The organism is Phytohabitans sp. LJ34 (assembly GCF_052068095.1).
Lineage (GTDB): Bacteria > Actinomycetota > Actinomycetes > Mycobacteriales > Micromonosporaceae > Phytohabitans.
Genome location: NZ_JBQHDG010000003.1, coordinates 153,036 through 165,421, shown reverse-complemented (window position 1 = coordinate 165,421; position 12,386 = coordinate 153,036). Strand labels below are relative to the sequence as shown.

At 73.0% G+C, this 12,386-nt stretch carries 12 protein-coding genes; 6 read left to right on the top strand and 6 right to left on the bottom strand.

Annotated features, from left to right (window positions below; translation table 11 throughout):
* Nucleotides 1-13 precede the first annotated feature (13 nt).
* On the bottom strand, nt 14-817 hold the full coding sequence (gene trpC / locus ACTMTJ_RS06175) for an indole-3-glycerol phosphate synthase TrpC (protein ID WP_441215412.1): 804 nt from the start codon (nt 815-817) through the stop codon (nt 14-16).
* Between the two features lie 545 nt (nt 818-1,362).
* Here trpC and ACTMTJ_RS06170 point away from each other — a divergent pair.
* On the top strand, nt 1,363-1,647 hold the full coding sequence (locus tag ACTMTJ_RS06170; RefSeq protein ID WP_441215411.1) for a hypothetical protein: 285 nt from the start codon (nt 1,363-1,365) through the stop codon (nt 1,645-1,647).
* Here ACTMTJ_RS06170 and ACTMTJ_RS06165 read toward each other — a convergent pair.
* From ACTMTJ_RS06165 to hisI, 3 genes are read right to left on the bottom strand one after another with little or no spacing between them, the layout of a single operon-like run.
* On the bottom strand, nt 1,560-2,057 hold the full coding sequence (locus tag ACTMTJ_RS06165; protein ID WP_441215115.1) for a Trp biosynthesis-associated membrane protein: 498 nt from the start codon (nt 2,055-2,057) through the stop codon (nt 1,560-1,562). The genes ACTMTJ_RS06170 and ACTMTJ_RS06165 overlap by 88 nt on opposite strands.
* Nucleotides 2,054-3,556 carry an anthranilate synthase component I gene (locus ACTMTJ_RS06160; RefSeq protein WP_441215114.1) on the bottom strand — a complete coding sequence of 501 codons (1,503 nt, stop codon included), beginning with the start codon at nt 3,554-3,556 and terminating at the stop codon, nt 2,054-2,056. Before ACTMTJ_RS06160 ends, ACTMTJ_RS06165 begins: the two co-directional genes overlap by 4 nt.
* Entirely contained in the window at nt 3,553-3,936 is a 384-nt protein-coding gene (gene hisI, locus ACTMTJ_RS06155; RefSeq protein ID WP_441215112.1) for a phosphoribosyl-AMP cyclohydrolase, read from the bottom strand. Before hisI ends, ACTMTJ_RS06160 begins: the two co-directional genes overlap by 4 nt.
* A gap of 269 nt (nt 3,937-4,205) precedes the next feature.
* Here hisI and ACTMTJ_RS06150 point away from each other — a divergent pair, with 269 nt between their 5' ends.
* Complete coding sequence (locus ACTMTJ_RS06150) at nt 4,206-7,880, top strand: hypothetical protein (RefSeq protein WP_441215110.1); 3,675 nt, start codon at nt 4,206-4,208, stop codon at nt 7,878-7,880.
* 182 nt (nt 7,881-8,062) lie between these two features.
* On the opposite strand, the gene ACTMTJ_RS06145 is transcribed toward ACTMTJ_RS06150, so the two are convergent.
* Nucleotides 8,063-8,431: a MerR family transcriptional regulator gene (locus ACTMTJ_RS06145; RefSeq protein WP_441215108.1), complete on the bottom strand. Its 369-nt coding sequence runs from the start codon at nt 8,429-8,431 to the stop codon at nt 8,063-8,065.
* Nucleotides 8,432-8,550: 119 nt separating this feature from the next.
* Here ACTMTJ_RS06145 and ACTMTJ_RS06140 point away from each other — a divergent pair, with 119 nt between their 5' ends.
* From ACTMTJ_RS06140 to ACTMTJ_RS06130, 3 genes are read left to right on the top strand one after another with little or no spacing between them, the layout of a single operon-like run.
* Nucleotides 8,551-9,267, top strand: coding sequence for an ABC transporter ATP-binding protein (locus ACTMTJ_RS06140; RefSeq protein ID WP_441215106.1), 717 nt, complete (start codon nt 8,551-8,553; stop codon nt 9,265-9,267).
* Between the two features lie 52 nt (nt 9,268-9,319).
* Entirely contained in the window at nt 9,320-10,057 is a 738-nt protein-coding gene (locus tag ACTMTJ_RS06135; protein WP_441215105.1) for an ABC transporter permease, read from the top strand.
* Nucleotides 10,058-10,082: 25 nt separating this feature from the next.
* Nucleotides 10,083-10,700 carry a TetR/AcrR family transcriptional regulator gene (locus tag ACTMTJ_RS06130; RefSeq protein WP_441215103.1) on the top strand — a complete coding sequence of 206 codons (618 nt, stop codon included), beginning with the start codon at nt 10,083-10,085 and terminating at the stop codon, nt 10,698-10,700.
* Here the strand turns inward: ACTMTJ_RS06130 and rpsD are convergent.
* Complete coding sequence (gene rpsD / locus ACTMTJ_RS06125) at nt 10,688-11,296, bottom strand: 30S ribosomal protein S4 (RefSeq protein WP_441215101.1); 609 nt, start codon at nt 11,294-11,296, stop codon at nt 10,688-10,690. The genes ACTMTJ_RS06130 and rpsD overlap by 13 nt on opposite strands.
* A gap of 74 nt (nt 11,297-11,370) precedes the next feature.
* Between rpsD and ACTMTJ_RS06120 the strand changes: the two genes are divergently transcribed.
* A complete protein-coding gene (locus tag ACTMTJ_RS06120) occupies nt 11,371-12,123 on the top strand; it encodes a DUF2470 domain-containing protein (protein ID WP_441215099.1) in 753 nt (250 codons plus the stop codon).
* Nucleotides 12,124-12,386: the final 263 nt, after the last annotated feature.

Here is a 12,386-nt window from a genome sequence, read left to right as displayed (position 1 = left end):
GCGGCTGAGGCGTTCATCGCACCGGCCTGGGTGTGGCGGGGTGGTTGCCCGCGTTGACCAGCTCGGCCACCGCGTCGCGGGGGCTCTTCTTGGTGACCAGGCCCTCACCCACGAGCACGGCGTCGGCGCCGGCCGACGCGTACCGGATCAGGTCGTGCGGCCCGCGCACGCCCGACTCCGCGATCTTCACGACGCTGTTGGGCAGGCCGGGCGCGATCCGCTCGAAGACCGAGCGGTCGACCTCGAGGGTGCGCAGGTTGCGCGCGTTGACGCCGATGACCTGGGCGCCGGCCTCCAGCGCGCGGTCGGCCTCCTCCTCGGTGTGCACCTCGACGAGCGCGGTCATGCCGAGCGACTCGATCCGCTCCAGCAGGCCGGTCAGCACCTTCTGCTCCAGCGCCGCCACGATCAGCAGCACCAGGTCGGCACCGTGCGCGCGGGCCTCGTGCACCTGGTAGCTGGAGACGACGAAGTCCTTCCGCAGCACCGGCACGCCGACCGCGGCCCGCACCGAGACGAGGTCGTCCAGCGAGCCGCCGAACCACCGCCCCTCGGTGAGCACGCTGATGCACCGGGCGCCGCCCGCCGCGTACTCCGTGGCCAGGTCGGCCGGGTCCGGGATCTCGGCCAGCTGCCCCTTGGACGGGGACGAGCGCTTGACCTCGGCGATCACGCCCACGCCGGGGCGGCGCAGTGCCGCGTAGGCGTCGAGCGGTGGTGGAGCGGCGGCCGCGAGCTCCTTGACCCGCTCCAGCGACACCCGCTGTTGTCGCAGCTCGACGTCCTCCCGCACACCGGCGAGGATCTCGTCGAGCACACTCGCGGGTCCCCCGGCGGCCGGCTTGCCGCCCTCGTCTTCCGCGTACGCATGCTCAGCAGTCACCAACGGACTCCCCTTTCCGGGTGTCATTCGCCCGATGCTAGGGGGCGCCACGGACGTGTCCGAGTCCGGGGTATGGCACGCCTCACGGGTTGGACTCGGGCATAATGCCCGAGCTGGTCGGCAAGATCCGTCCCGAGGAGCGCAGCGACGAGGCCGGATCGCGCCGGCCAGTCGGGCATCAGCGAGCGAAGCGAGCGCGATCAGCACTGCCCGAGCTGGTCGGCAAGATCCGTCCCGAGGAGCGCAGCGACGAGGCCGGATCGCGCCGGCCAGTCGGGCATCAGCGAGCGAAGCGAGCGCGATCAGCACTGCCCGGCGCATTGTTCGCCGCGTCACGTTCCGGCCATGCGATGGCCATCTGTCCGGGCTGTTGCCGGACACTTGACCGTCGGGTCACCGACCCGAAACACACCTCCCGCACGATCATCTTCAGGCAGACTGTTCGACGGTGCCCGTCACCCGAGTCCCGGAGCGCGACCATGAGCACACAAAACACCGGCGGCCTTGTCGAGATACCCCGTTCCGTCCTTTCGATGGCTGTCGGCGTGATCGACACGGTCGAGCGCGTCGTCGTCGGGGACGCCCGGGTGCGCACCGCCCAGCGCAACGCCTGGGAGGCCATCTGCGCCGACCGGGCCCGCGCCCTGCACCACGACGAGGTGCGCCGCCTGGTCAGTCAGCTCAGCGTCGGGTCTTCGCCGCGGTCGAGCGCGTCCCAGGCCGCCGTCGGGCCGTCGGCCGGCCGCCGCGCCGCGCGCTCGTAGCGGGTACCCAGGCCCGGCCAGGAAGGCCCGCGCACGGCGGCGGCCGCGCCGCCCGCGGCGAGCGACAGCCCACCGGCCACGCAGGCCAGGGCCCACGCGGTGGTCTCGCCGAGACCGTAGGCGCCGCCGGCCGTGACCCCAAGACCCACAAGCAGCAGGAGTACGCCGAGCCAGCGCCGCACCGCGCGACGGGTGGCCACGACCGCGCCGGCCCCGGCGAGCCCGACGACCGCCAGGGGCGGCAGCCAGGGCAGCAGGTCACCCCCGGTCTGCGCCGTGCGGGTGGGTGGCAGCGGCTCGGGCCGCGCGACGACGTCGACCGCCCAGGTGCGGGTGGCCGCGAAGAGCGCCAGCCCGGCGCCGGCGAGGCAGAGGACGACGGTATAGGCCAGCTGGCGTCGCTCGTTCATCGGGCCGGTTTCAACGTCTCCGCCGCGGCGATGGCGGCCAGCACGGCGGCCGCCTTGCTCCGGGTCTCCCGCTCCTCCGCCGCCGGGTCGGAGTCGGCGACGATCCCCGCGCCCGCCTGCACGTAGGCGCGGCCGCCGCGGATCAGCGCGGTGCGGATCGCGATCGCCATGTCCATGTCGCCGCCGAAGCCGAAGTAGCCGACCGTGCCCCCGTACAGCCCGCGGCGGGTCGGCTCCAGCTCCTCGATGATCTCCATGGCCCGCACCTTGGGCGCGCCGGAGAGCGTACCGGCCGGGAAGGTGGCGGCCAGCGCGTCGAACGCCGTCTGGTCCGCGCGCAGCTCACCGACCACGGTGGACACGATGTGCATCACGTGGCTGTAGCGCTCGATGGTCGCGAACTCCGGCACCTCCACCGTGCCCGGCCGGCAGACCCGCCCGAGGTCGTTGCGGCCGAGGTCGACGAGCATCACGTGCTCGGCCCGCTCCTTGGGGTCGGAGATCAGCTCGGCGGCGAGGCCACCGTCTTCCTCCGGGGTCGCGCCGCGCGGCCGGGTGCCCGCGATGGGGTGCAGCAGTGCCGTCCGCCCGGTCACCTTGAGGTGCGCCTCGGGCGAGGAGCCGACGATGTCGAAGTCGTCGAAGCGGAGCAGGTACATGTACGGGCTGGGGTTGGTCGTGCGCAGCACCCGGTAGACGTCCAGCGGGTCGGCGGTGGTCTCCCGCTCGAAGCGCTGCGCCACCACGATCTGGAAGCACTCGCCCGCCCGGATCGCCTCCTTGGCCACCTCGACCGCCTTCGGGTACGCCCCGGCCTCCGTGCGGCTGCGGACCTCGCCCGCCGGCGGGCTGTCCACTGTGGAGATCATCGGCGGGATGGGGCGGGAGAGGGCGGTGGTCATCGCGTCGAGGCGCCCGACCGCGTGGTGGTACGCGGCGTCGGCGTCGTCGCCCTGGACGATCGCGTTGGCCACCAGGATGGCGGCGCCCTCGTAGTGGTCGAGCACCACGAGGTCGGTGGCGAGCATCATGCCGAGCTCGGGCAGCCCCAGGTCGTCTTCGGCCAGGGTGGGTAGGCGCTCGAAGCGGCGCACCAGGTCGTAGCCCAGGTAGCCGACCATCCCGCCGGTGAGCGGCGGCAGGCCTTCCGGCGGCTCGTTGTTGGTGAGGGCGGCGACCGTCTGCTTGAGCACGTCGACCACCTCACCCTCGGTCGGCACGCCGGCGGGTGGGGCGCCCAGCCACACGGCCCGCCCGTCCCGCTCGACAAGGGTGGCGGCGCTGCGCACGCCGATGAACGAGTAGCGCGACCACGCGGTGCCCGCCCCCTGCTCGGCCGACTCCAGCAGGAACGTGCCGGAGCCGCCGGCGAGCTTGCGGTAGACCCCGATGGGCGTCTCTCCGTCGGCCAGCAGCCGCCGGGTCACCGGCACCACGCGGCGGGTAGCGGCGAGACCGCGGAACGTGGCGAGGTCTGGACTGACCGCTCCGGTGGTCATGCGGACGCTCCCGTCTTGACCGGCAGCTCGTCGAAGAAGCACGTGTGGTTGCCGGTGTGGCAGGCGGCGCCCACCTGCTCGACGGTGACCAGCACGGTGTCGCCGTCACAGTCGAGCGACACCGCCTTCACGTACTGGTGGTGGCCCGACGTCTCGCCCTTCACCCAGTACTCCTGGCGGCTGCGCGACCAGTAGGTGGCCCGCCCCGTCGTGAGGGTGCGATGCAGCGCCTCGTCGTCCATCCACGCCATCATGAGCACGTCGCCGGTGCTCTCCTCACGCACGATCGCGGCCACGAGGCCGGCATCGTTACGGCGCAGCCGCGCGGCGATCATCGGGTCGAGTGCGGACGGCCTTCTCGGCGGTTCGGGTAGTGCCACGGTGTCCAATTGTTCCGCACCGGAATCGGTGCTCTTCCGGGGGCTGTGCGAAGGAGCGCCGGACGGTAGGTTGTCGGTGCGCCGCCAGGGTCTCCGGCGGGGTGCCCAGTTGTCAGGCTGGGCCACTATCGCAACGGTTCGGCGTCATGTCCGCCTTCCCGTGGGCTGCGCCGCCGAAGATCGCGTACGGGCGCACCGGGCACCCCGGCGTCCGCTCGCCGGGGCCCAGCCGAGCGGACGGAGGACACCACGCCATGCAGCCCACCCCCATGCCAGGTTCCGAGCACGCCGACACCGAGACCACAGCCGCAATCCCTGTGGTACCAGCCGGGTTGTTGCCCGGCCAGCGCCCGCCCTCCGACCAGACGTCGGCCATCAACGAGCCGACGACCGAAATCCCGATCATCGTCCCCCGCGACCGGGCCGAGGAGTCCCCGCTGCCACCGATCGCCAGCCAGCTGATCGAAGCCTCCACCCCGAGCCCGGCCGCCCCTGACGCCCTCGCCCCGCCCGTCCTCGACGCCCCCACGGCCCCTGACGCCGTATCCGCTCCCGACACCCTCCCGCCCGCCGGCACAGACCCGGACACCGTCCCGTCCACTGAAGCCACCCCCGACGCGGAGGCCGACGCCGCCGACCCGGACGCCAGCGCGGCGACGCTGGAGGCCGACCCGGCGGCTGAGCCCGCGAGCGAGGCGGACGCGACGCTGGACCCGGAGGCCGACGCCGCTGACCCGGCGGCCAGCGCGGCGACGCTGGAGGCCGGCGCCGCCATGAGCCCGGAGGCCGACGCCGCCGACCCGGACGCCAGCCCAGCGACGCTGGAGGCCAACCCGGCGCCGGAGCCCGCGAGCGAGGCGGACGCGACGCTGGACCCGGAGGCCGACGCCGCTGACCCGGCGGCCAGCGCGGCGACACTGGAGGCCGACCCGGCGGCTGAGCCCGCGAGCGAGGCGGACGCCTCGCCAGACCTGGCCGCCGCGCCGGCGGACGCGGCGCTGACCACAGACGACGACCCGACGCCCGTTCCCGACGCCACGACGGACATCGATCCGACGCCCGCACCTGAGGCCACGACGGACACCGAGACGGCGGCCGAGCCCGACACGGCGCCGGAGGCCGAGACCGAGGCGGCGGCGCCCCAGGCTGAGAGCAAAGCCGCGCTCGCCCCAGACGCGGGCGCGGGCGCCGATGCGGCGCTCGACACCGACGCCGGATCGGACACCGACGCGGAAGCCGACACGGAGGCGGAGGCCGACGCCGTGCTCGACCCTGAGGCGAGTGCGGACGCCGACGCCGCGGTGGACACCGATGTGGACGCCGAGACCGACGGCGCGGACCAGCCCGAGGCGGATCTGGCCGCCGAGCCGGACGTGGCCGAGGACACCGAGCCGACGGACGCGGTGACACCGGACGCTGAAGCCGAAGCCACGGTTGAGGCCGACGCGGACGGCGGCACCGAGCTCGATGCCGGAGCCGACGAGACGGCCGAGACGGACTCCTCGGTCGAGGCTACGGCGGACCCGGCGACGGTGGACGAGTTGGACGCCGCGGCGGAGCCAGCGGACGAGCCCGGTGCGGACACCGCCGCCGACCCCGACGCATCGGCCACCACGCTCGAAGAGCCGGCTGGCACGGAGGACACCGAGCCGGATGCCGACGCGGCCCTGACCGCCGACCTGGCAGCCGCCGAAGACGAAACTGAGCCCACGGCCGAGACCGATACCGATCCAGAGGCCGAAGACGAAGCCGAGCCCACGGCCGAAGCCGACACCGCGGATGCCGAAGCCGAGTCCGGTGTGGACGCTGACGCCACAGTGGCCGAGGCCTTGGACACCGACACGCCGGAAGCCGGCGAGGCCAGCAGCACCCCCGCGGACGCGGATGCCGATGGCGAGGCAGACACCGTCGTTGAAGCGAGCACCGCCGACGAGGCGGACGCTGCCGAGGAGGGGGACGCTGCCGAGGAGGGGGACGCTGCCGAGGAGGGGGACGCTGCCGAGGAGGCGGACGCCCTCGCCGAGCCAGACGCCGGCGACGGAGCAGACGCGGTCGAACAGGACGTCACCACCGACGAGGCAGACGCCGTCGATGGAGTGGACGCCGAGCCCTCTGCCGATGCTGAGGGCGACGCACTCGCGGAAGCCGACACCGAGGCCCAAGCACTCACCGAGGCCGGGGCCGAAGTGGAGGGTGCCGCCGAGACCGAGCCTGAGTCCGGAGCGGCCATCGCACCGGAGGTGGACGCCGCGGTAGAGGCGAAGCCGGAGTCCGAGGCCGCCACCGAGCCGGAGGCCGACGCGGGCGAGCCGGTCGCGGGCCTCACCACCGACGCGGAGTCCACAGGGGACACCGACACCGAAGCGGCGGCCGTCTCGGACGCCGAAGCCGCCGCGACCGACTCCGAAGCCGACGCCACCGCAGAAGGCGTCGCCGACGCCGCCGCGGAAAGTGAGCCCGACGCGGACGCAACCGCGGAGAGCGACTCCGACGCCGCCGCGGAAAGTGAGTCCGAGGTGGACGCCGGCGCGGGTCTGGCCGAGGGCGAGGCGAGCGGCGACGAGGCGGCGGCCGCCCTTGATGGTGACGGCGTCGTCGCCGAGACGGACTCCGCCGACGACGAAGGGCCGGAAGCCGAGGCGGACACCGACGACGAAGGATCGGAAGCCAAGGCTCGCACCGACGACGGAGGCTCGGAAGCCGGCGCGGCCGACGCCGGGGCGGAGGGGGACGGCGGCGTTCTCGAATCCGCTGCTGACGAAGGGGACGCCACCGCGGACGAGTGGGCGGGCGACGGCGCCGGTGGTGACCCCGACCTCGACCTCGACCAGCCGGTCGAGGTTGGCGCGCTTGCCGCGCATTCCACGCCGCTTTCGCCTGCTGATGTTCCCGCTGAGGCCGTGCCCGGCATCAACGGGGCGGCCCTCGCCGACGCGTGGGCGGAGCCGGTGGATGGGGCGGTTGAAGAGAAACTCAGTGAGGAGGACATCATTCAACCCACAGATGCCGCCGCCGAGCGGGAGGTCAGCCCATCCGCCGGGCTGTTGGGCAAGGATTGGTCCAACCCGGAGCCGGTCGTCGCGCCGCTGACGGCCAGCGGTCCGCCCAGCGGCGACGACCACGACTGGGCCAGCCCGCCGGCCGGTGGTGACGACCACGACTGGGGGACCCCGCCCGCCGACGACGTTCCCGCGGTCGGCATCCTCGCCGCGGCAGACACCGAGGCCGAGGCCGACACCGACGACGAGGCCACCACCGACGCCGAGGCCACCACCGCCGCCGACAGCGAGGCCACCGCCGACAGCGACGACGAGGTCGAGACCATCGCCGCCGCCGACACCGACGACCGGGCCGACGCCGAGGTCACCGCCGCGACCGCCGACACCGAGGCCGAAGCCGACGGCGAGACCGCAGCGGACGCGGAAGCCGCAACCGATGGCGAGGCCGGGGTCGACGCTGAGGCCGCCGACGACATCACCGTCGAGGACGAGGCGGCGGAAGAAGCCACCGCCGCCGCTGTCGAAGAGGTCGACGCGGAGGGTGACGAGGGCGACCGTGCGGAGGAGCTCGTCGGAGCCGGGGCGCCCGCCGCGCTCGCGGTGCTCGGCGAGGGGGTGGCGCACGGTGACGATCACGCGGTGGCCACCCAGCTCAGGCCGGGCGATCTCGCCGAGACGCACATCGCGGTCTGGAGTGAGGAGGCCGCGGAGCGGTTCCGGGAGGACTGGCACCTGATCAAGGCGAACTTCGTCGACGACCCGTCGGCGGCGGTCGCGCAGGCGCAGGCCCTCGTCGCCAGCGCGGTGCACGCGCTCGGTGAGCGGCTGCTGGACGAGCAGGTCGACCTTGACCCGCGCCGGCAGTCGGAGACTCCGGACACCGAGGCGTTGCGGGTGGCCATGCGCCGCTACCGCGACTTCCTCGACCGGGTGCTCGCACTCTAGTGCGGTGGTAACAAGCCTTCACCGGGTGAGCGGTGGCCTTCGGCCGTCGCTCACCCGGGCCGGCGAAGCCGGCCAACGTTTTTGGCCACCGCACCAGAAGAAAGCGCTCTAGGAAGAAACCTCTCCAGAAAGCGGCCGGGGCCAGCCCAGTGGGCTGGCCCCGCACCATGTGCATCCGGCGGTCAGCAGAGCTCCTGCTCCATCTTCCCGTACACCTCGATCTTGTAGTTGAGGACCTTCAGGTCCTCCTCGAGCTCGGCGATGCGGGCCAGCACCCGGTCGCGGTGCGCCTCGAAGAGGCGGCGGCGGGCGCCTAACGTGCTGTCGCCCTCCCGGGCCAGCTCCGCGTACTGGCGCATGTCCCGCACCGGCATCCCCGTGCGCCGCAGCCGGGTCAGCAGGATCAGCCAGTCGAGGTCCTGCTGGGTGTACCGCCGCCGGCCCGCCGAGTCGCGGCCGACCGGCTCGACCAGGCCCTCCTGCTCGTACCACCGCAGCGTGTACGTGGTGAGGCCGACCTGCTCAGCGGCCTCGCTGACCGTCATCGTCATGTCCACAGACTTCCAGTTCGAGCCCACTCGAAGTCAAGGCCGCGAAAAGCCCGACTTGAGCTGGGCCAAGATTTCATCTAGCGTTGAGTTCATCAGGTGATGAGTTTTTGGGAGGCATCATGACCAGCGCGATCGAGGTCCGGGACCTCGTTGTCGAGCGCGGTAAGAGACGGGTGCTGCACGGGCTCACGTGCTCGATCCCGCGGGGCAGCGTGACCGGGCTCCTCGGCCCCAGCGGCAGCGGCAAGACCACCCTCATGCGGGCGATCGTGGGCGTCCAGGTCGTCAAGTCGGGCTCGATCGAGGTGCTCGGCGAGCCGGCCGGGTCGGCGCCGCTGCGCAGCAAGGTCGGCTACCTCACCCAGGCCCCGAGCGTCTACGCCGACCTCACCGTCCGGGAAAACGCGCGCTACTTCGCCGCGCTCTACGGCTACGACCGGGCCACCGCCGACCAAGCGATCGCCGACGTCGGGTTGGCGAAGGCGGCCACCCAGCTGGTCGGCACCCTCTCCGGCGGCCAGCGCAGCCGGGCCTCGCTCGCCTGCGCGATCATGGGTGAGCCGGAGCTGCTGGTGCTCGACGAGCCGACCGTCGGGCAGGATCCGGTCCTCCGCGACGAGCTGTGGAAGCAGTTTCACGACCTGGCCGGCCGGGGCGCGACCATCCTGGTCTCCAGCCACGTGATGGACGAGGCGGGGCGGTGCGAGCGCCTCCTGCTGATCCGCGAGGGCGCGCTGATCGCCGACGACACCCCCTCGGCGGTGCGCGAGAGGGCCGGCACCGACGACCTCGACGAGGCGTTCCTCCGGCTCATCAAGGCACAGGTGGCGGCATGAGCGCGCAGCGAAGCGGAGCGCGCATGCTTCGCCAGGCAAGGCAGGTGGCGGCATGAGCCCACGCATCCTCGGCGCGACGATCACCCGCATCCTGCGCCAGCTGCTGCACGACCCGCGCACGATCGCCATGCTCGTCGTCGTGCCGGCGCTGCTGCTCGCCCTGCTCTACTTCATGTTCGACGACCAGCCCATGATCTTCGACCGCATCGCGCTGATCATGCTCGGCGTGTTCCCGTTCGTGATCATGTTCCTGGTGACGAGCATCGCGATGCTCCGCGAGCGCACCACCGGCACGCTCGAGCGCCTGCTGACCACCCCGCTCGGCAGGCTCGACCTGCTGTTCGGCTACGGGATCGCGTTCGGCATCGCCGCGGCCGTGCAGGCGTCGGTGGCGGCCGGGCTGGCCTACTGGCTCTTCGACCTCGACACGGCGGGCAGCACCGGGCTGGTCATCCTGATCGCGGTCGTCAACGCGGTGCTCGGCGTGGCGCTCGGCCTGTTCTGTAGCGCCTTCGCACGTACCGAGTTCCAGGCCGTACAGTTCATGCCAGTCGTGGCGGTCCCACAGATCCTGCTGTGTGGGCTGTTCGTGTCCCGGGAGCAGATGGCGGGTTGGCTGGAGGCGATCAGCGACGTGCTGCCGCTGTCGTACGCGGTGGAGGCCCTCCAGGAGGTTGGCGCCAACGCGGACGCGACGGCCACCCTCTGGCGTGACCTCGGCATCGTCGCGGGATGCGTCGTGGTCGCCCTCGTGTTGGCCGCCGCCACGCTGCGCCGCCGCACCGCTTGACGAGAAGCAAGGAACAAGGACGCACATGGCACGACGGACCGGACGCCGCCCTGGTAACCCGGACACCCGTGAGTCCATCCTCACGGCGGCTCGGGACGCGTTCGCCGAGCGGGGCTTCGAGGCGGCCTCCATCCGCGGGATAGCGACCAGCGCCGGTGTGGATCCGGCGCTGGTCCATCACTATTTCGGGACCAAGGAGCAGCTCTTCAAGGCGTGCATGAACTTCCCGATCGACCCGGGCGAGGTGCTCCCGCAGGTGCTCTCCGGCGGGCCGGACGAGATCGGCGAGCGGCTGGTGCGGTTCTTCCTCCGCATCTGGGACTCGCCGGCCGGGGTGGGCGGGGTGGCGCTGATGCGCTCGGCGGTCTCCAACGAGTGGACCGCCCGCCTGCTGCGCGAGTTCGTGACCACGCAGATGATCCGCCACGTACTGCCCAAGCTCACCACCGACCCGGCGGAGGCGCCGCTGCGGGCCAGCCTTGTCGCGTCGCAGATGGCCGGGTTGGCCATGATCCGCTACGTGCTCAAGCTCGAGCCGCTGGCCTCCGCCCCGGTCGAGGTCGTGGTCGCGGCGGTGGCGCCCAACGTCCAGCGGTACGTCAACGGAGACCTGGGCGCCCCCCACGCCGCTCAGCGCGAGTAGAACTCCACCACCAGCTGCTCGTCGCAGATCACCGGCACCTCGCGGCGCTCCGGCTCGCGCAGCAGCGTGGTGGTCAGCTCGGGCAGGTCGGTCGACAGGTACGGCGCGGTCGGGCCGTCCACGTGCGCGCCGGCGGCCGCGATCTGAAACGGCGGCTTCTGCCGGCTCGACTCGCGCACCCGCACGACCTGGCCGGGCCGCAGCCGGTACGAGGGGCGGTCCACCTTGGCGCCGTCCACGGTGATGTGGCCGTGCGCGACGACCTGGCGCGCCTGGTAGATGGTGCGGGCCAGCCCGGCGCGGAAGACCACCGCGTCCAGGCGGCGTTCGAGCAGCGAGACGAGCAGGTCACCGGTCTTGGCGGTGCTGCGGTGCGCCTCGGCGAAGGTGCGGCGCATCTGCTTCTCGCTGATGTTGTACTGGAAGCGCAGCCGCTGCTTCTCCAGCAGACGCACCTGGTAGTCGGAGGTCTTGCGGCGCGACCGCCCGTGCACACCCGGCGGATATGGACGGCGCTCGAAGTACTTGGTGTCCTTGCGCGTCAGCGGGATGCCGAGCGCCCGCGAGATGCGCGCCTTGGGTCGAGCCTGGTTCACGTGGACGACTCCGTTCGAGTAGGTTAGCCTGCCCTTACTAAGCCTAACCTAACCGACCGCCGGAGGTCCCCGACATGCAGCCCACCCCCGCCGAGGTCGCCCGCACCCTGGCCGCCGGCCGGCTCCCCGGCACCGCGCACATCGCCTGCCGGCCCAGCCCGCACCGGGTGCGGCACGCCACCGACGCGGCCGGGCGGGTGCTGATGCTCGTACCGGCGGGTGGCGAGCTCGCCGACTCCCTGCGCCCGGCCGAGGGCACCGACGACGTGGCCGTGGTGCTCGACGTGCAGGACGTGCCCCCGGTGGCCGGCTCGCCGACGCTCGGCCGCGTATGGGTCTCCGGCTGGGCCGCCCCGCTCACCGGCGTCGAGGCCCGCCAGGCCGCGCAGGACTTCGTCGACATCGACCCCGTCGGCGACCTGCTCGACGTGGGCCGCGGCCAGGTGCTCTTCCGCATGGAGCCGGCCGAGGTCCGCCTGGAGGTGGGCGGCCGCATCCGGGACATCGATCCCGACGAGTACGCCGCGGCCGAGCCCGACCCGCTCCAGGCCGTCGAGTGGGACCTGCTGACCGACCTCGCCGACCACCACGTGCCGGAGATGGCCGAGTTCATCCAGCGGCAGCTCGCCGGCAGCGGCCACACCGGCCCGGACGGCCCGCCGCCGCGGGTGGTGCGCCTCGACCGCTACGGCTTCGTGGTGGCCCTCGGCGCGCCCGGCCGCGAATACCGGGCCCGGCTCGCCTTTCCCCGCCCGGTCGCCGACCGCGCCGACCTGGCCCGCCTGCTCCACCCCGTGCTCTGCCGCCGCTGCGCCGTCACACCCTGAGCCCGCGACCGGGGCCGGCCACGCAAGCTTGGGAGGGCCGTGCGGGTAAGGCCCCGGTCGCGTATTTACCGATTTGCCCACGTCCGCGTCAGCGGCAGACCGTATGCTCCCGCGGGCACCGCTCCCGGCCGGCGGCTCGCAGAGCGAGCCGAAACCCCCGGCCGTCCGCTGCCGGGCCCGCGGGTCAAGCCCACCCGCACCCGACCCGCCGCACCCAAGAGGGCAGCCCTCTACACGCCTGGCCGGTGACACGGGAGCCCTCC

Bases quoted from the DNA above. Each gene is read 5' to 3' on its own strand.
- ACTMTJ_RS06170 (WP_441215411.1), top strand. From the start codon at position 1,363: ATGAGCACACAAAACACCGGCGGCCTTGTCGAGATACCCCGTTCCGTC.
- ACTMTJ_RS06165 (WP_441215115.1), bottom strand. From the start codon at position 2,057: ATGAACGAGCGACGCCAGCTGGCCTATACCGTCGTCCTCTGCCTCGCC.
- ACTMTJ_RS06160 (WP_441215114.1), bottom strand. From the start codon at position 3,556: ATGACCACCGGAGCGGTCAGTCCAGACCTCGCCACGTTCCGCGGTCTC.
- ACTMTJ_RS06150 (WP_441215110.1), top strand. From the start codon at position 4,206: ATGCCAGGTTCCGAGCACGCCGACACCGAGACCACAGCCGCAATCCCT.
- ACTMTJ_RS06145 (WP_441215108.1), bottom strand. From the start codon at position 8,431: ATGACGATGACGGTCAGCGAGGCCGCTGAGCAGGTCGGCCTCACCACG.
- ACTMTJ_RS06140 (WP_441215106.1), top strand. From the start codon at position 8,551: ATGACCAGCGCGATCGAGGTCCGGGACCTCGTTGTCGAGCGCGGTAAG.
- ACTMTJ_RS06135 (WP_441215105.1), top strand. From the start codon at position 9,320: ATGAGCCCACGCATCCTCGGCGCGACGATCACCCGCATCCTGCGCCAG.
- ACTMTJ_RS06130 (WP_441215103.1), top strand. From the start codon at position 10,083: ATGGCACGACGGACCGGACGCCGCCCTGGTAACCCGGACACCCGTGAG.
- ACTMTJ_RS06120 (WP_441215099.1), top strand. From the start codon at position 11,371: ATGCAGCCCACCCCCGCCGAGGTCGCCCGCACCCTGGCCGCCGGCCGG.